An 18,904-nucleotide genomic window follows, 5' to 3' on the forward strand; every position below is an offset into this window, starting at 1 on the left:
CAAGATCATTTATATTAAAAAATAAGTTTAAAGGAAAGGCTATATATATTTTAATAATACTGAGGAGTACAATAATTAGGAGGGGATAGAATATTGCAAAATAAACAATTTAAAATAATTGAAGCAGCAAAAGAAGGAAGAAGAAAAGTTCATCCTATTTTAGCTGTACTACTAGCTATTGTATTTTTAACTTTAGGTGAATTTTTTATGTTATTTATGCTGTTTTTACCGAAAGCAGATACATCATTTGTAAAGGCAATTTATAATAATATTGAGATGATATTAGCGTTTGGTGGGACTATATTTTTTGTTTTTTTATGGATTAGGTTTGTAGAGAAAAGGTTATTTTCATCCATTGGTTTTTGGAAAGTGCAATGGATAAGAAAGTATTTGAGAGGTGCGTTAATAGGATTTGTCTTTATTTCAATACCAGTAATTGTACTTGTGTTAACAGGGATTGTAAAACTACAAATGCAACAAATTACGGCAACCGCCATATTTGGTATTGTAGGATCTTTAATTGCTTTTTTAATACAAGGTGCAACGGAAGAAATTATTGTACGAGGCTGGTTATTTCCAGTTATTTCTGTTAGAAGTCGTATATGGGTTGGGATTATAGTGACGTCCTTTTTATTTGGTTTTCTGCATTTACTTAATCCTGGTATTACAATTCTTTCAATATCGAATATAATATTAGTTGGTGTATTTGCAGCATTTTATGTTTTAAAAGACAGTAGTCTTTGGGGGATATGCGCGTGGCATTCAATTTGGAATTGGGCGCAATATAACGTCTATGGTTTTGCGGTTAGTGGCATGACGATATATTCAACGCCGCTATTTAAACCTGTAACAAATGGGTCAGAAGTACTTCACGGAGGCACATTCGGAATTGAAGGTAGTATTATTACAACAATAATGCTTGCAATTGCTTCAATCGTTTTATGGAAACAGTTATGGGGGCGAAAAGCGAAACAACGAATTATTAGCTAATGAAAGAGGGAGAAAATATGGGGATTATAGCGTTTGAGGGAGCGAGTGCTGTTGGTAAGAGTACAACATGCCGTGAACTAGAAAAAAATTACGGTGCATTTATTATTCCTGAAGTTAACTTTTTATTTGAAAGACCAAAAAAGGCACATAGAACATGGTATTTTGAAAAACAAGTAGAGCGCTGGAATATAGCAGTGCAGAAGTCGCAGCAATATGAGTTAGTAATACTTGATGGTGATATTTATCAGCCACTTAGTTATAATTGGTGTTTCCATTTTGATATATTTAATCAGCCGTTATCTTTAATAGAAAACTTTTATAAAGAAAAGATAATTAACGAAGAAATTGGTTTTCCAGATCAATATTTTTATTTATATACAAGTGAGGAAGAGCTTAGAAAACGGAAAGAGTCTGATGGGACGAGAAAAAGAAGAAACTTTGAAAAACATTTACATATAGCTAAACCGTTCCAACGTTATTATGAAAACTTAAATAATGTTACAAAAGGGTACTGCAAGTTAATCGGGGCGAAAAATGTAAAGACGAATGAAATGGAGATTATGAAAAGTTTAAAGGATTTGAAAGTGAATGAAGAAATACGGTTTGATGTTTCAAGGTTAGATGCTATAACGTGGTGGTTACAAGAGAATCGTGCATATTAAAAAGAAACGGGTGTCATATAAGGCGCTCGTTTTTTTATTTAAGTGCAATATTTTTTCATCTACTTTATAAGTGGAAATAGTATAAAGTTTCGTAGTTTTAAATGAAATACTTAGTATATGTAATAAAGATTAGAGAAGAAATTTTATAACGTGACAGAATAATCTTTTAATTTATCTGAAAAAGAAATACAATATAAGGAAATGTATGAAAAGTTTTGCTATATAGTTTAAGGAGGAATAGGTGCATCAAAAGTAATGAAAGTATTGATAAATTTATTAAAATAATTCTATTAATGTAAATAATGATAATTTATGAGAGGAGACTTAATTTAAGCATGAAGAAAGTTATTATTTCGGATCTAGATGGGACTCTATTAAGAAGTGATAAAACAATTTCAGAGAAATCTATTAATATTTTGAGGGAATGTAAAAATAAAGGGGATAAATTGATTTTTGCTACGGCAAGACCTCCAAGAGATATAAATCGGTATATTCCCAATGCGTTAAAGAATGACATTATCATTTGTTATAACGGAGCAATTGTTCTTAAAGGTAATGATATTTTATATAAAAAGGAGATTTCTAAGAATAATATTTTAGAAATCATAGAAAAAGCAAAAAAATATAACCTTAATCATATTTGTATTGAAATAAATGATAAGCTGTACTCAAATTTTGATGTTACTGATTACTTTGGTAATGTACATTGTGAAGTTATAGACGTAAAAGAGCTAGAATTCGAAAAAGCTTTTAAAGTGATCATTTGTAATAAGGGTTCAATAGATAAGAATTTAATTAAAGAACTTCCTGTCGAATGTAATGCAGTCATTACGGATGACGGAACATTGTGTCAAATTATGCATGCGGAAGTTTCAAAATGGAATAGTATTCAACATGTTCTTCAGCACATTAATTGTGACGTATCTGACGTAATTGCATTTGGAGATGACTATAATGATATGGAAATGATAGAGAAATGTGGCATTGGTGTTGCAATGAACAATGCTGTTGAGGAATTAAAATCCGTCGCTAAATTTATTGCCAAAAGTAATGATGAGGATGGAGTTGCTACATTTCTGGAAAGTAATAGTTATATTTATGTTAATTAGTATGAAAAAATGAATTGCAGTAAGTTGCGAAAAAAGAGAAGCTATATCTGTTTTTAATAGATAGAAATTATGAAAAGGGCTATGTGGGAGGAAATAGGCGAGATGAAAACATTATTTAAAATAATAGGAATTATAGCTGGTATGGCGGTAATCGGGGTAGGTGTAACGTATGGTATGCTGTATTATCTGAATAATAGTAAACCAGCTGCGAAAAAGGCATCACCAGCCGCTCCGGCAGTAGAAGTGCTAGCTGATAGTAATGTAAAAGCCGAAGATGCAAAGTTGTCGGAAAATGGAAATCATTCATTGCCGAATAGTGGTTTTAATAAAAATTTCAAATGGACAGATGAGAACATACAGACAGCATTACATGAAATGGCACATCAAAAAACGAAAGCTGATCAAAAATGGGGTTATATTTTTATTACACAAGAACGTATTGAAAGTTTACTTGAAATTATAAATAGTAATGATGTTGCACAAAAAAGTACATATGTGGATATTTTAGAACGATGGAAACAAGGAAAATATGAAAAGGTTGATGTGGACCACAACAAGATTTGGAAATTGCAAAGTGGGAATTTAGGAGAAGGGAAAGGAGTAATGTCAGAAAAGGAGCAAAAAGAATTAATTAATCAAGTTTTTATACAAAAAGGTACATATTCAGGTAGTAAATTAATTGCAGGTGAGGTACAAGCTAATAAATAATATACATATTGATTTTGAAACACCTTTACTGTTATGAACACAAATGTTTTAACAAAAATGAGTAACTGCTTTTTAGAGCAGTTACTCATTTTTGTTATTACTCGCTTACTTTTCTATTCTATTCTATTCTCTCTAATAATGTAAGAAACGATTGTAAAACTGGTGATATCCACCTAGATTTATGATAGATTACGTGGCTTTGAATGACGGCTGGAGTTTCGATGGGCTGAAAACAGAGTTGTTCTTTTTGATAACTTTCTTGTACAACGATGTAAGGGAGAATAGAAATTCCTAACTCACACATAACGGATTGTTTAATGACTTCAACATTGGAAGTCTCAAATGTTTTATTAGGATTTCTTCCGTTTTGACGTAAAAAACGATCTACCATTGGTCTATAGCCACAGCTTTGTTCTGTAAATATAAATTGAGTATCTTGTAATAAAAGGAGTGGATCAGTGTTTGAAGGGAAATGAGCAGGGAAAATCCATCCAAATGTTTCATTACATAAATTGCACGTAATAAAATCATTATGCTCTATACTTTCTCCAATTATGAAGATAACATCGGTTTCTCCTTCATGTAGTTTTTTCAATGCTTGCTCATTGGTATTTGTCTCAAGTACGATATTTACTTTCGAATTTTCCTGTTTGTAAGTACGTAATAATTGTGGTAATCGATACACTGCCAATGATTCATTAGATGTAATAGTCAATGTTCCTTCTAAATGGTCACTGTTTTGAGGGATTTCTTGCGCTTTATCATAAATAGTAAGTAATTCTAATGCGTACGGATGAAATTGATGACCTGCTTTTGTAAGAAGTATTTTTTTTCCTAATCGATCGAATAGAGGAATGTTTAAATCGTTCTCTAATGCTTTAATATGGGCTGTCACAGTAGATTGCGCATAACCTAATGCATGAGCAGCTTTAGAAAAGCTGCCATATTTAACAATGGCACAAAATGTTTTAACATGTCTCATTTCCATAAATGATACCTCTTTTATTATCATGATTTGTGAATGATTATATCATGTATTTCAATTTTTCAAATCATTAAATTTCTTTTAAAATTAAGTTGTGGAGAAATTCATTCAAGTGAAATTGGAGGAGAAAAAATGAGTGAAAAGAGCTATCATGTAGCTGTAGTTGGGGCTACAGGCGCAGTAGGGCAAAAAATCATTGCATTGTTAGAGAGAGTAACGAAATTTAATATAGAAGAAATTACATTACTCTCGTCAAAACGATCTGCTGGTAAGATAGTACAATTTAAAGGGCGAGAGATTAAAATACAAGAGGCAAAATCAACTAGTTTTGAAGGTGTAGACATTGCATTTTTTAGTGCTGGAGGAGAAGTTTCTAGACAATATGTAAATCATGCAGTTTCTAGTGGTGCAATCGTAATTGACAACACAAGTGAATACCGAATGGCACACGATGTACCACTCGTCGTTCCAGAAGTAAATGCACATACTTTAAGGGAACATAAAGGGATCATTGCAGTTCCGAATTGCTCAGCACTACAGATGGTAACAGCTCTTCAGCCAATTCGAAAATCATTTGGTTTAGAACGAATTATTGTTTCAACGTATCAAGCCGTATCAGGCTCAGGAATTCATGCGCTTCATGAATTAAAAGAACAAGCTAAGTCAATGCTTACAGGTGAAGAAGTGAAGAGTACTATATTACCAGCGAAAAAAGATAAAAAACATTATCCAATTGCATTTAATGTATTGCCGCAAGTGGATATATTTACAGACAATGATTTCACATTCGAAGAAGTAAAGATGATTCAAGAGACGAAGAAAATTTTAGAAGATCCAAATCTAAAAATGGCAGCTACTTGCGTCAGAGTTCCAGTTGTATCGGGGCATTCTGAATCAGTTTATATTGAACTTGAAAAAGAAGCGACCGTTGCAGAAATTAAAGAAGTACTACTGAATGCACCAGGTGTTATTTTACAAGATAATCCTAGTGAACAAATTTATCCAACGCCATTATATGCAGAGGGTAAAAGAGATACATTTGTAGGTAGAATACGTAAAGATCCTGATACATCAAAAGGATTCCATCTTTGGATCGTTTCTGATAATTTATTAAAAGGTGCTGCTTGGAACTCAGTTCAAATCGCAGAGACATTGGTGGGAAATGGGATTATTTAGTATGAATTTATATAAATATTGAAAATAGAAGGATATTTGGGAAACCGTTAATTATAATGGTTTCCCAGTTCTTGCTTGATGAGTATTTTCCTAACTTCAATTAGAATTTAATTTAAGTTAGTTTTTATAATGTTTTTATAAATATCAATTTTATCTGCAGAGAATTTTAAAGCTCTAGGCTCTCCGTTAATTGTGAGATTAATATTAAGTGATAAAGGCATTTCAACCGTTTTCACTACATCTTCTATAGCAATATACTCATCTTCTTTTTCGTTATAAAAAACAATGGAACTAATTAATACCTCATTATTTTCAATATCGATACTACACATCATAGGGAATTTCTCATTATTATGTATTATTAATTCGCCCAGTACTATTGAACCGTTTAACTCTTCTGTAAAATTTATTGTTTCCACTGGTTTTACCCACGTTTCATCGCACTCTTCGTTTTCCTCTTCATCTATTGCCCATTCCCATATTGGGTTTTGTTTCAAGTCTTCAATAGTTAATTCGCCAACTGGTTTGCTTTTATTCATAAATACTTTCCTCTCTTATCATGATAAATGGATGATTAAAAAACTTATTCTTTAACTGTTCAATGCGGCTATTTGTAATCTTATAAATACAAGTTTGCTTATTTCAAAAAATAGTTGATCGCCAATAAGTAGTTTCAACGTAGAGTTTTATCCATTTGGAATTATTTAATATAGTTTTGAAATGTTATACGCACATTAACAACATTTCGAATGTATGTTCTTGAAGTGATTTTAACAAGGTTTTGAGTAGACATCAAATAATATTTAGTTTAGCCAGTTGAAAAGAAAAAAGGAATGTAATAAAAGGAATTAAATGGTAAAATAAAGGGGGTGGAAATAGACAGGAGGGATTGCCATTGCTACAAGCTATGTTACCAATTGTTCTAATCCTTTTTCTAGTCGCTTCGATGTATATAACTTATCAAAAAAGAAAAAAAGCGGGGATAAAAGGGTTAAAAAGTTCATTAACTTCTATTTGTTGCTTTTTAATTGCAATCTTAAATCTGTTTGCATATTGGCTTGATTTTGGCGGTATTTTTACTTGGCTAGTCTCAATTGTATTGTTGCTAGTAGGGGTGTATTTTACGAAATATATTCCAATCTCAAAAAAGGTGCACTAATATTATATGAGTTTTTATGTAATGTTTTATTTCAATGTGCTATAGATGCCTTTAAATCAATGCTTTTGAACATTTCGATATGTGTTTGCAAACACATATCAAAATATACTCTTCGCGAATGTTTTCACTGCATCTTCTTGCATATTGGGTAAGACATGAGAATATACCCTTAAAGTTAAAGAGATATCAAATGCTAATGACAGAATTCATGAAGTTTGTAAAGTGCGAGAACGAAGGTGTTTTTGACATCAAGCAGATGTACAGCGCGGAAAAAGCTTTCAAGAAAATGCAGAACCACCGAAATCTACATTTTGCTTACATGGGTATGCGAGTAAATGTAGCTGGCAAGTGGGGGACGATCGTTGGAAACTGGAAAACTAATTTGTTCGTTTTGTTCGATGGGGAAATAGAAGCGTACAACGGCCACCCTTATTGGGAAATTGCTTAATTCGATGAAGAGGGCAATGTGGTTCATAGCTGTCAAAAGGGAGAGTATGCGATATAAGTAAAAAAGGACGAGCAGTCGTACCTACTGTCCTTTATAGGAGAAAAATTATTCTGGACTAGAACTACGAATAACCAGAAAGCGCGCTTTTAACCAGTGTTGTCAAAGATGTAATAATCTATGCAACAAAAAAGCTTAGTCGGAATTCAAAACACTAAAATGGCTTGCATTGGTAAACAGGCTCAAAAGTAGTATATGCAAAATGAAAAATTCCATACAAAAAGCAGACAACAATTTTGGTTGTCTGCCAGTGAGTCGAATGAGTTAGCTAATTGTGATAAATTGCTTTCCCATTACAAGAAGAGTGAAGCTGCTAGTTCAAACAGCTTGTAGGTAGTCTTTTCGATATTAAAAAAAATATACAGAGAAAGCAGATAAGTGACGAATCTACCTGCTTCTGCTGTAACAAAAGAAAGAAGTATTAGCCGTGGATACGGCGGCTTGAAAATAGTATGTATTGGTTTTGAAAAAATATTCAAGGAGTGAAGGGAAATGGGATCGGGACAAATTTGAGGGCTATTCACTCGAACAGCTTCGTACCCGTCACAGTCGTTATCCTATTGTGACGGGTATCTGACTTATATTATTGAGGGAACGGGACGGAAGGATGCCACGGTATTGTTGCAGGAATCCAGACGAACCTGCGCGCTTACCCCAGCATTCGCGAGCTGCGTCACGGCATTCAAGATAGCAGATTTTCTGCCAGATTTGACGGCTACGTTATAGTTCACGACTAGGGGACGAACTGGGTCCTGAGGGGGAAATCGATTGAGAATCGCTTGATGATAGGTTGTTTTTAACGTGACGTTCGCTGTCAGCGTGATACCTTCTATAGTAATGCCAGTCAGCGTTGTCTCGTTAAATGAGGTGAGTTTGACTGTAAGCATGTAACGGTTTTGCATATTTATTTTTCCTTTATTATTAGACTTAATTTATTTTATGCTTGTCTAACAATTTAGTGTAGACACTTGCATCATAATAAGTAGAAAGATATATAAGATTATATTTTGATAAGGCGTGGAGATTAAAAAAAGGCAGTTGAACAAAAACGTTATTTGAATAAAAGCTAGTGGACTAGTTTTTAACACTCACTGAAATTAATACTCATAATATACTTTGTAATAACTTATATGGAAGTGAGTTGAATACTAATGTTTTATTCATATTTTGATACCCGAGATAGAATGCGTCCGTATGGTACGGCGGGTATTACGTATAGCGGAGCACAAAGTACAATTCAAGCTGTTCAACAAGCGTTACAAGCACAGCAGCAAATGCAACAAATACAGCAAGGCATACAACCGTACTATTCATCTATGGAGTATTATTATCCAATGCATCATATTACACCATACGGAATTTCTGTTTCAACAATTCCATATGGAACTGTATACAACTTATAAAAATATGCGGGGAATAAATTTGAATATTTATATAACGGCGTAAGTACAGAACGCCCTTATAAGAAATGATTTGTATCTGATGAATTAATATTCAATTAAATGTGTAATTAAGGTTAATATAAAAATTTTATTTTGTATGTATTTGAAACACGAAAAGAGCACTTAATAAAGTGCTCTCATGACGAGATCATTCACTCAAAAGAAAGGAATACACCATATCATACGAAAATCTTTTGAAATGCTCTTGGGTAAATTAATTATTATTTGTAAAAAAAGCAGTTAGCAAAAGCTGACTGCTCATCTCCAAGGGGAATTCGGAGTTTGGTATTTAAATGACGGAATTTTAGATTTTATTCAGAGGGGAAAATAAAAGCTAGGATTTCTCCTAGCACTCAAACATAAGTCGTAGGGAAGGGTTTAATGTAGAACGTATGTCGCACTTTTAATATATAACAACTTCGGGATATTTTGAACAACAACGCTAATTTAAACAAAAAAGAACACTGTTTAACAGTGTTCAGTTACTGATATAAATTGTTATATGATACGTGTAATCCATCTTACTCGCTCTGCCTTGTGGCAGGGCTTTTTTATATAATAATATAAATTAAGTAGTTAAAGAGGTGTGTTTAAATGAGCTGGGAAGAATCATATAGAAGAGAGCAACCATGTCTATGTGGTAAGGGAAAATATATTGAAATTATGAAGGTGTATGCAATAGAAGAAATATAAAAAAGTGCTAACACGTATGCGGAATAGACATAAAACATCGCTGATTTGCCATTCATAAAAATAGACTTTTCTTAGCAGAAATCACTAATTATAAATACTTATAAAATTAGCTCTGATATAGCAGATATTGAAGCGAAGAAAAATAAAGATGGGAGTGCATATTGGAAATACGAAGATGACCAAACAAAGTTATGGAATATACGACTATAAAGCTAGAAAATGATGACATAAATCTAGATGTTATTGTTTAAATTTATATTTTATAATTTCCATTTATCCCGCATTAACTGCCCGGAAACGCCAGATTGGTTCAACTAATAATCAGTGGGAAATGAACAAAACCCCTACTGATTAAAGTTTCACTTTATGAAAATATAGTAAAAACAACCTAAAAATAGGCATATGAACAAGGTACATCATCTAGTGATAGGTCATATTTTGTTGGTGTACGTATTGAACTTAGTTTATCCCGCTATTTGCGGGCAGTAAAACTCCCACCTCAAAATTCGACTGGAGCAAAGAAGTTAGGTGGGAGCCCTGCTGCCCGTAGACGCCAGATTGGTTCAACTAATAATCAGTGGGGGATGAACAAAACCCCTACTGATTAAAGTTTCACTTTATAGCGCTATTTCTACTTAGATTTAACGAACAGAAATATAGGAAAGTATCGATGGGGTTGTAGTTTATAAACGGAGGTCATGAAGATGAATAATTTTCAACAAGAACTACAAGCGTTAAGCCTTAATGATTATCAGCCTGGAAATATTGTGTATTGGGACCAGCAAAATCAATATCCATATTACTATATTGAAGATGCTGCTCGTCGCTGTGGTGGTTGTGGTCGCTGTGGTGGTTGTGGCGGTGGTGGTCGTTGTGGTGGTTGTGGCGGTGGTGGTCGTTGTGGTGGATTCCGTTGTTTTGGTTGCTTCGGTTGCTTTAGTTGTTTTGGTTGTGGTGGTTGCTCTAATTGCTCTAATTGCTCTAATTGTTTTGATGGTTTTAATGGTACTACTGTAACATTTGAATATTGATAAGAGACAAAAGGAATCCATTTTGAAAAAAGATTGATCAAAACGGATTCCTACTTTGTGAAGCATTATACAATTTTTATAAAAAAGTGCTAATAAGTTTTCAAACGAACTTGCTAACACCTATACGAAATAGATATAAAATATCGCTGATATGTCGCTTGATAAAACGATAATAATTAAGCACTTATAATGAATACTAGGTTTTTAGAAAAGAAACCACAAAATGTAATGTTTTATTTCATTATGAAAAGAAATTATTCTAATAGGTCGTTGTGCATCGGCTTCATAGGATAATCTCTTTTATGCTTATTTTTGTAGAGAATGTACTGTTAACTTTAGTTGTTCAATAAATTCTCGGGTAGCAGCGCACATGTATTTATCTTTTCTATAAATAAGTCCTATATCTATTGTTGGAGTGGGGTTTTCAATTTTAATAGATTGAATGTGTTCGCTTTGCAAAAAGTCTATATAAGGTTTTGGTAATACTGTAATTCCCATACCTTTTGAGACCATTTGAATTAAAGATTCCAGTGTACTAATTTCTAAAATTGGCTTTGGTTTAAAGTTAAAGTTTTGGCAATGAGATGTAATTAGTTCTGTTAAATAGAAATTTTTAGGCAGAAGAATTAAAGGATAGTCCTGTAATTCTTCAATAGGTACATACTTACGTTCAGTTAAAGAATGGCTGGTTGGTACAACTAATGTAAGTTCACTTTTATATAGTGGGATAGAAACAATCTCTTTATCTTGCACTGGGAGAAATGTAATGCCAATATCTAATTCGTTTTGTAATAATTTTTCACGAATTTCTCCTGTACGAAGACCTAATACAGAAAGCTCAATATTAGGATATAAATTATTGAAATTTAAAATGGCTGGTGGTAGTAAATAATTTACGACGGTTAACAATGAGCCGATTGTTAAGGAACCGTGCTGTAATCCGTTTAAATCTTGAATGGCAGAACGGGCCTGTTCGACTTCATGAAAGATTGTTTTACTGTGCGATAATAAAACTCTTCCTGCTTCAGTTAAAGATATTTTTTTACCAATTCGATCGAAAAGTGGCATGCCTACTTCATGTTCTAATGCACGTATTTGTTGACTTAGTGAAGGTTGTGAAATGTTTAATTTCTCAGCTGCTTTTGTAAAATGTAACTCTTTCGAAACAGCTAAAAAGTATTCTAGTTGTCGTAATTCGATTGGAATCACCTCAAATTTAATCATAGGATATACCTATCATTATTATATAAATAATTGAATTGAACAATGGTTTTATGAGATTTATAATCACTTTATCAGAAATGGATTGATTATAAAAATTAGATGAGGTGAAGCAGAATTGTTGAAATCGAACGTATTACCAGGAAATTATTCACAAGTACTTCAAAAAAGGTATGAGGCGGCTGTACCGACAGGAATATATCATTTAACGCCTTTATATGTAAAAGAAGCAAGAGGAGCGATAATTACAGATGTAGATGGAAATCAGTTTATTGATTTTGCTGGTGGAATTGGAATGCAAAATGTTGGTCATTGTCATCCGAAAGTTGTAAGAGCGGTACAAAAACAAGCGGAATCATTTATTCACCCATGTTTTCATGTAACTCCATATGAAAATTACATTACTTTAGCAGAGAAAATTAATGAAAAAGTGCCAGGAACAAGTGAGAAAAAAACGATGTTTGCAAATAGTGGTGCGGAAGCGATTGAAAATGCTGTGAAGATCGCACGTAAAGTCACAGGGAGAAGTAAAGTAATCTCGTTTGAACGAGGATTTCATGGGAGAACATTAATGACGATGTCTTTATCGACCAAAGAAAATCCATATAAAGCAGGATTTGGTCCGTTCGTTTCAGACATGCATATATTGCCGTATCCGTACTACTACAGAGCTGAAGAAGGGGCTTCTCCTGAAGAAGTGGATTCTTAAGTCATCTATCAGTTTGAAAAGTTTTTAGAAGAAGTATCACCTGAAAAAGTAGCGGCAATCGTAATGGAACCAGTACAAGGAGAAGCTGGATTTATTGTTCCTTCTATTTTATTTGTAAAACGAATCCGGGAGATTTGTGATCAATATGGTATTTTAATGATAATGGATGAGGTGCAAACTGGATTTGGTCGAACTGGGAAATGGTTTGCAACGGAACATTTTCAAATAGAGCCTGACATTATTACATTATCAAAATCAATAGCTGGAGGCTTACCATTAAGTGCAATTGTTGGCCGTGCGGAGTTGATGGATATTCCTGGGAGAGGGAAAATCGGTGGGACCTTTGCGGGAAGTCCATTATCATGTGCAGCCGGTCTTGCTGTATTTGAAATTATGGAAGAAGAAAATCTAGTTGAAAGAGCTCAGCAAGTTGGAAATAGAACAATATCACATTTACATGAAATGCAATTGAAATACGAGGTCATAGGTGATGTTCGCGGAATTGGTGCAATGATTGCAATGGAACTTGTAACGGATCGTATAACAAAAGAACCAGCAAAAGAACTAACATTAAAATTAATTGATGAATTCTGGAAGAATGGGCTTATAAGTATTGGAGCCGGGATATTTGATAATGTACTACGCTTTTTACCACCTCTAGTTATCTCAAACGAAGAAATAGATAGAGGGTTTGAAATAATAAATGAGTCTTTTGAAAAGTTGTGCCGCAAGTAAGAGGAGGGATTTGAATGACTAAAGTATATGAAATCCTATCTTTAAATATAGGATTGCCAAAAGAGGTTATGTATGGTGGGAAGTTAATTCAAACAGGGATAAATAAAAAGCAAGTAAAGGAACCTGTTTTTTTATCATTTTTAAAGTTTAATGGAGATGGACAGGCGGATTTAGTTCATCATGGAGGGGTAGATAAAGCGGTTTGTGTTTATACTGGTGACCACTATCCGTACTGGGAAAAAGAATTGAATCAGGAACTTGTATATGGGGCTTTCGGTGAAAATATAACAGTAAGCGGAATGCGTGAAGAAGATGTTTGTATTGGTGACACGTTTCAACTCGGAGAAGCGATTGTACAAGTAACGCAGCCAAGACAACCTTGTTTTAAATTAGCGAAGAAATATAATATTCCAAAGCTACCATTATATTTTCAAGATACAGGATACACAGGTTTTTATTTTCGAGTATTAAAAGAAGGGTGGATATTACCGGTAGATACTTTGAAATTGTTGAGGCCTGATCCAAAAGGTGTGTCAATTTCGTTTGCGAATCGCATAATGCATAAAGAAAAACAAAACTCTGAAGGATTAAAAAGGATTTTAGAAGTAAATCCACTGTCTACTAGTTGGAGAAAGACGTTTGAAAAGCGTATTAGGGGTGAAGAAATAAGTACGAAGGAGCGACTTGAAGGAACAAAATAATAAGTGAATAATATTTTTATAAATGGTGCATTTCTATTAGTAATAAGTTAATTAGAAAGCACCATTTGTATATAATAAACTTATTAATATTCAAAAATCTTTATATGAGTTTATTTGACTTATTTTAAATAGTCAAAACAAAAAATAAATTAGACTATTTTTTTATGTTTTATGATAATATATTGATTTGAAAGGCCTATTATTCTAGGAGTAGGTCATATAAGTATATCTAATTTAATGGAATCGACGTATGGAGGGACAATATGGGGAATGTTGATAATTTTGCAAATCTTCTATTAGAAGAACCGAACAGAGAGCAGTTATTTCCTTTATTTGAAGAAGTGTTTGGGATTACAAGTCAAACGTTACATGATTTTTCAGAGAAAGGATATTGGGATTATACATATAAAGCTTTATCATTTATACAAGATGATAAAGTGATTGCAAATGTTGCGGCATTTTCACTTCCGTTACTAATTAATGGTGAAAAAATAAATGCAGCGGGTATTCAATCAGTAATGACACATCCGAATTTTCGCAGACAAGGACTAATGACACGATTGCTTAATAAGATGATAGAAGAAATTGATAAGCAATTTGAATGTGCTTTCTTGTTTACTGAAACCCCTGAACTATATAAATCATTTGGATTTCAAATTGTGCAGGAATATCTGATGACTATACCGTATGATAATAAGATTAATAAAGATTCTATACTTAGAAAGTTAGATTTTTATAATGAAGAGGATAGAAATTTAATAAATGAAATCATTGAAAATAGTCAAAGGCTTTCTAATATGTTTTCGACAATAAATTATCGATCTTCGTTTTATTTGAAAATGTATGACTTAAAATGGAATGAGAAACTGTATTATTCTAAGAAACTAGATGCGATGATTGTTTATGAAGTAGAAAATGAAAAGCTAAAGTTATATGGAGTATTTGCTCCAGTACTTCCGATTTTAGATGAATTATGTGAGGAAATCGCTGAATCATTTACAGAGATTGAATTTTATTTTTGCCCAGATCAATTAGGGATTGATGATGTACAATATACAGAATTACAATCTAGTAAGTATTTGATGGTTCGAAGTAATAAAGAATTAGATTTTAAAGGACATAAATTCCCAGTTTTAACGGAGTTTTAAATGTTTATATAGATGCTTTTGATGGAGGATAAAGGTAATAATCCTATTAAAATAAGTTTTCACACGTGAAACCCATCTAAAAATAATGATTCGCGATTGAATTTTACAATTGAACAAATATAAATAAAAAACCGCATTCTTTCTATTAAGAATGTGGTTTTTGTATTTACGTAAGATAAAGCACATTTATTGACCGGAAAGTCATAAATGCTTATCATTTAATAATGTTAAATATTAATTTACATAATATAATAGGACTAATGAAGAAATTACAGACTATATCGCTTAAATAAGGAGGAATATGAATTATTCAATGGTAATTTCATGAAAAAAGGAGATTATGTATGAAATCATTTCGCAAGTTGTTACAGTATTTAAAACCATACATGTTCTTCGCTATTATTGGACCGCTATTTATGGTACTTGAGGTTGCGATGGACTTAATTCAACCGACAATAATGCAACATATTATTGATGTTGGAATTGCAAACCGGGATTTGAATTATGTAATAAAAATGGGGCTTCTTATGATAGGGGCAGCAGCAATGGGTTTAGTTGGAGGACTTGGTTGTATGATGTATTCTACAAAAGCTGCTGTTAATTTCGCTACAGACATACGAAAAGATGTGTTTGCGAAAATAGAAACATTTTCTAGCAAAAATCGTGATTCATTTGGAACAGGTAAATTATTAACAATCGTGACAAATGATATTACATCTATTCAAGCGGCAATGACGATGACGTTACGTGTACTTGTCCGTGGACCGTTATTATTTATTGGAAGTATCATTATAGTCTTTGTAACAGCGAGAGAACTATTTCCAATTTTACTTGTTGTGGTACCCGTTTTATTAGTTGCAATTGTATTGATTGCAGGTCAAGCGAGCGGTTCATTTAAACGAGTACAAGAAGCATTAGATAAAGTAAATACAAAGCTACAAGAAAATTTATCCGGTGTACGTGTTATAAAAGCATATGTAAGACAAAAATATGAAATCTCACAGTTTGAGAAAGTTAATACAAGTTTAACTGAAATAAATATTCGTGCTATACAAATTATTTCATTGATGATGCCAATTATTATGCTAGTTGTAAATGGCGGGATTGTAGCAACTTTATGGATTGGTGGCGAGAAAGTTTTTAACGGTACACTCCAAGTAGGGGCCATTTTAGCTTTTATTAACTATTTAAATATCATTTTAATGTCACTTATGTCTATTAGTATGGTATTTATTCAAATTGCCCGTGCTTTTCCATCAGCTGATCGTGTACAACAAGTCTTACATACTGAAGTTGATATTACAACTGAAGGTGAAGTATATGAACCAAAACAAGTGAATGGTAATGTAGAATTTAAAAATGTTAGCTATAGTTATACGAAAAATAATGAATATGTTTTAAAAAATATTTCATTTACCGTACGTAAAGGTGAAAAAATAGGGATTATTGGATCCACTGGAAGTGGTAAATCTACATTGGCGAAACTATTGCCACGACTTTACGATGTTGATCAAGGTGAAATATGTATAGATGATGTTAATGTGAAAGCATACGATTTGCAAAAACTTCGTGCTTCCATTGGCTTCGTTCCACAAAAGGCACTTCTCTTTTCAGGAAGTATAGAAGAGAATTTACGTTATGGCAAAGAAGATGCCACTTATGATGAATTGGAATTAGCATCTTCATCTGCTTGTGCGACTGAGTTTATCAATAAGCTGGACAACTCTTATCGATATAACTTAACACAAGGTGCAACCAATCTATCTGGCGGTCAAAAACAACGTATATCTATTGCAAGAGCCTTAGTGAGAAAGCCATCTATTCTTGTATTAGACGATTCTACATCGGCAGTTGATGCGAAGTCAGAAGCTGTAATACAAGAAGCGTTAAGGTCAAGATATAGTGGCACAACGACATTTTTAATTGCATCAAAAATATCTTCTATTATAGATGCTGATAAAATCCTCGTTTTGAATAACGGTGAATTAGTTGGAAATGGTACGCATGAGGCTTTATTGGCAACTTGTGAAGTGTATCAGGAAATTTATCTTTCCCAAGGTGGTAGCCTGCAGCAAGAAGGAGGGGAAGAACGTGCGTAATTTTCAAGGACAATTTGGAAATAAAGGTGGACGTAACAATCCGAAAACGGAAAAAACAAAGAATACTAAAGGAACTATAATGCGAGTATGGAACTACATGGGGTATCAAAAAGCATCTCTTATGTTCGTTATTATTCTTGTATTTATCACGACATTACTAGGTTTACTTGGGCCATATTATATGGGGGTCATCATTGATGAATACATTGTACCGAAGGATTTAAGCGGGACAGCCAGAATGTGCATGCTGCTCATTGCAATATATGGGATAACCGTATTGTTAACATGGTTACAAACATTTGTAATGATTAATGTTGCATTAAAGACTATACAAAAAATAAGACAAGATATTTTTGAGAAAATCCAAACACTTTCTCTGCGATTCTTTGATGTACGTTCTCAAGGTGATTTAATGAGCCGTGTGACAAATGATATTGATAACTTAAATCAAGCTTTGACACAAAGTGTTGTACAAATTATTTCCTCAGCTTTAACATTTATAGGTGTAACAATTGCGATGTTTTCATTAGATTGGATTTTAGCGATTGTAACTTTAATTACAGTACCTATTATGTTTTTCGTTACAAAAAAACTAGTTGCTTATAGTGGTAAAAACTTTGCGAAGCGTCAAAAAGATTTAGGGGAATTAAATGGATTTATCGAGGAAGCTATTACAGGTGCAGACGTAACTACGTTATATGGAAAAGAAAAAGAAACCATACATAACTTTAATGAAATTAACGAACAGCTAAGAATTTCAGCAACGAAGGCTGAAACGTTTTCAGCATTTATTTTTCCAAGTATGAACTTTATTAATAACTTAGGAATGGGGCTTGTAATTGGAACTGGATCGGTAATGGTATTAAACGGAATGACAACGGTAGGTGTCATTGCAGCTTTTATTAATTATTCTCGACAATTTTCGAGACCACTTAGTCAATTTGCAACTTTAATGAATACGATTCAAGCGGCAGTTGCTGGAGGAGAACGTGTTTTTGAAATTATGGATGAAGTACCAGAAATTCAAAATAAAAAAGATGCAGTACTTGTACAAAATTTACAAGGACATGTTAGGCTTGAGAAAGTTTCATTTGGATACGCACAGGACAACATGATTTTAAAAGATGTGAGTCTGGAGGCAAATCCTGGGGAGACCATCGCTTTAGTCGGTCCAACTGGATCAGGAAAAACAACAATTATTAATTTGTTAACTCGCTTTTATGACATTCAAAAAGGGCAAATTAACATTGATGAAAAAGATATAAAGGATTATGATATTAATTCTTTGCGGAGTAAAATAGGGGTTGTTTTACAGGATACGTATTTATTTGCTGGGACGATTATGGATAATATTCGGTATGGGCGTTTGGATGCAAGTGATGAAGAAGTAATGGCCGCTGCTAAAGCTGCATCAGCACATTCTTTTATTAAGCATTTACCGAATCAATATGAAACAGAAATCGCTTCAGAAGGTTCGAATTTAAGTCAGGGACAAAAACAACTTCTTGCGATTGCACGAGCAATCCTAGCAGATGCAGATATATTAATTCTCGATGAAGCTACATCTAATATTGATACGAGAACAGAATTACAAATTCAAGCCGGATTAAACAATTTAATGAGAGGGCGAACGAGCTTTGTAATTGCTCATCGGCTGAAAACGATTGAAAAAGCAGATCAAATACTTGTAATAAAAGATGGAAGTGTTTTAGAGAGAGGAAATCATGAAACGCTCATGGAAGATGGAGGGTTTTACTTTGATCTGTATACGAGTCAGTTTAAAATTTAACGGAAATATTGATGTGATACGGTTTCTCGTGGGAAGAGAAAC

At 33.2% G+C, this 18,904-nt stretch carries 17 protein-coding genes and 2 pseudogenes; 14 read left to right on the forward strand and 5 right to left on the reverse strand.

Going from position 1 to position 18,904, the window contains the following annotated elements; all coding sequences use genetic code 11:
* The first annotated feature begins 93 nt into the window (after positions 1 to 93).
* The 4 genes from NSQ47_RS06625 (at position 94) to NSQ47_RS06640 (ending at position 3,469) form a co-directional block, all read left to right on the forward strand.
* Positions 94 to 990 carry a CPBP family intramembrane glutamic endopeptidase gene (locus NSQ47_RS06625; RefSeq protein WP_341036407.1) on the forward strand — a complete coding sequence of 299 codons (897 nt, stop codon included), beginning with the start codon at positions 94 to 96 and terminating at the stop codon, positions 988 to 990.
* Positions 990 to 1,652, forward strand: coding sequence for an AAA family ATPase (locus NSQ47_RS06630; protein ID WP_215558459.1), 663 nt, complete (start codon positions 990 to 992; stop codon positions 1,650 to 1,652). Before NSQ47_RS06625 ends, NSQ47_RS06630 begins: the two co-directional genes overlap by 1 nt.
* Before the next feature lie 335 nt (positions 1,653 to 1,987).
* Complete coding sequence (locus NSQ47_RS06635) at positions 1,988 to 2,761, forward strand: HAD family hydrolase (RefSeq protein ID WP_340823759.1); 774 nt, start codon at positions 1,988 to 1,990, stop codon at positions 2,759 to 2,761.
* A 102-nt stretch (positions 2,762 to 2,863) separates the two neighbouring features.
* Positions 2,864 to 3,469 carry a PRK06770 family protein gene (locus NSQ47_RS06640; RefSeq protein WP_215581682.1) on the forward strand — a complete coding sequence of 202 codons (606 nt, stop codon included), beginning with the start codon at positions 2,864 to 2,866 and terminating at the stop codon, positions 3,467 to 3,469.
* 118 nt (positions 3,470 to 3,587) lie between these two features.
* Here the strand turns inward: NSQ47_RS06640 and NSQ47_RS06645 are convergent, their stop codons facing one another.
* On the reverse strand, positions 3,588 to 4,457 hold the full coding sequence (locus NSQ47_RS06645; RefSeq protein WP_340823764.1) for a LysR family transcriptional regulator: 870 nt from the start codon (positions 4,455 to 4,457) through the stop codon (positions 3,588 to 3,590).
* 129 nt (positions 4,458 to 4,586) lie between these two features.
* On the opposite strand from NSQ47_RS06645, the gene NSQ47_RS06650 reads away from it, so the two are divergent.
* Entirely contained in the window at positions 4,587 to 5,630 is a 1,044-nt protein-coding gene (locus NSQ47_RS06650) for an aspartate-semialdehyde dehydrogenase (RefSeq protein ID WP_341036410.1), read from the forward strand.
* Between the two features lie 107 nt (positions 5,631 to 5,737).
* On the opposite strand, the gene NSQ47_RS06655 is transcribed toward NSQ47_RS06650, so the two are convergent.
* A complete protein-coding gene (locus NSQ47_RS06655) occupies positions 5,738 to 6,169 on the reverse strand; it encodes a hypothetical protein (RefSeq protein ID WP_340823768.1) in 432 nt (143 codons plus the stop codon).
* A gap of 356 nt (positions 6,170 to 6,525) precedes the next feature.
* Here NSQ47_RS06655 and NSQ47_RS06660 point away from each other — a divergent pair, with 356 nt between their 5' ends.
* Positions 6,526 to 6,789, forward strand: a complete 264-nt coding sequence (locus NSQ47_RS06660; protein ID WP_341036411.1) for a hypothetical protein — start codon at positions 6,526 to 6,528, stop codon at positions 6,787 to 6,789.
* 98 nt (positions 6,790 to 6,887) lie between these two features.
* Here the strand turns inward: NSQ47_RS06660 and NSQ47_RS28190 are convergent.
* Positions 6,888 to 6,977: pseudogene (locus NSQ47_RS28190) on the reverse strand (tyrosine-type recombinase/integrase); the annotation flags it as partial.
* A 2-nt stretch (positions 6,978 to 6,979) separates the two neighbouring features.
* Between NSQ47_RS28190 and NSQ47_RS06670 the strand changes: the two are divergent.
* Positions 6,980 to 7,237, forward strand: a complete 258-nt coding sequence (locus NSQ47_RS06670) for a hypothetical protein (RefSeq protein ID WP_445662091.1) — start codon at positions 6,980 to 6,982, stop codon at positions 7,235 to 7,237.
* A 635-nt stretch (positions 7,238 to 7,872) separates the two neighbouring features.
* Here NSQ47_RS06670 and NSQ47_RS06675 read toward each other — a convergent pair.
* A complete protein-coding gene (locus tag NSQ47_RS06675) occupies positions 7,873 to 8,196 on the reverse strand; it encodes a hypothetical protein (protein WP_340823775.1) in 324 nt (107 codons plus the stop codon).
* 249 nt (positions 8,197 to 8,445) lie between these two features.
* Here NSQ47_RS06675 and NSQ47_RS06680 point away from each other — a divergent pair, with 249 nt between their 5' ends.
* Together NSQ47_RS06680 and NSQ47_RS06685 are read left to right on the forward strand one after the other, a co-directional pair.
* A complete protein-coding gene (locus NSQ47_RS06680; protein WP_002136277.1) occupies positions 8,446 to 8,697 on the forward strand; it encodes a DUF3947 family protein in 252 nt (83 codons plus the stop codon).
* A gap of 1,436 nt (positions 8,698 to 10,133) precedes the next feature.
* On the forward strand, positions 10,134 to 10,460 hold the full coding sequence (locus NSQ47_RS06685; protein ID WP_341036414.1) for a heterocycloanthracin/sonorensin family bacteriocin: 327 nt from the start codon (positions 10,134 to 10,136) through the stop codon (positions 10,458 to 10,460).
* Between the two features lie 306 nt (positions 10,461 to 10,766).
* Here NSQ47_RS06685 and NSQ47_RS06690 read toward each other — a convergent pair whose 3' ends face one another.
* On the reverse strand, positions 10,767 to 11,669 hold the full coding sequence (locus NSQ47_RS06690) for a LysR family transcriptional regulator (protein WP_341038212.1): 903 nt from the start codon (positions 11,667 to 11,669) through the stop codon (positions 10,767 to 10,769).
* 130 nt (positions 11,670 to 11,799) lie between these two features.
* Between NSQ47_RS06690 and gabT the strand changes: the two are divergent.
* From gabT to NSQ47_RS06715, 5 genes and pseudogenes are all read left to right on the forward strand, one after another.
* Positions 11,800 to 13,125: pseudogene (gene gabT, locus NSQ47_RS06695) on the forward strand (4-aminobutyrate--2-oxoglutarate transaminase).
* Between the two features lie 14 nt (positions 13,126 to 13,139).
* Positions 13,140 to 13,826, forward strand: coding sequence for an MOSC domain-containing protein (locus tag NSQ47_RS06700; protein ID WP_341036416.1), 687 nt, complete (start codon positions 13,140 to 13,142; stop codon positions 13,824 to 13,826).
* A 263-nt stretch (positions 13,827 to 14,089) separates the two neighbouring features.
* Positions 14,090 to 14,974: a GNAT family N-acetyltransferase gene (locus tag NSQ47_RS06705; RefSeq protein WP_341036417.1), complete on the forward strand. Its 885-nt coding sequence runs from the start codon at positions 14,090 to 14,092 to the stop codon at positions 14,972 to 14,974.
* 344 nt (positions 14,975 to 15,318) lie between these two features.
* Complete coding sequence (locus tag NSQ47_RS06710) at positions 15,319 to 17,073, forward strand: ABC transporter ATP-binding protein (protein WP_341036418.1); 1,755 nt, start codon at positions 15,319 to 15,321, stop codon at positions 17,071 to 17,073.
* Positions 17,066 to 18,862 carry an ABC transporter ATP-binding protein gene (locus NSQ47_RS06715; RefSeq protein WP_341036420.1) on the forward strand — a complete coding sequence of 599 codons (1,797 nt, stop codon included), beginning with the start codon at positions 17,066 to 17,068 and terminating at the stop codon, positions 18,860 to 18,862. Before NSQ47_RS06710 ends, NSQ47_RS06715 begins: the two co-directional genes overlap by 8 nt.
* The last annotated feature ends 42 nt before the right edge of the window (positions 18,863 to 18,904 follow it).

Source organism: Bacillus sp. FSL R10-2780 (assembly GCF_038006125.1).
Taxonomy (GTDB): domain Bacteria; phylum Bacillota; class Bacilli; order Bacillales; family Bacillaceae_G; genus Bacillus_A; species Bacillus_A cereus_U.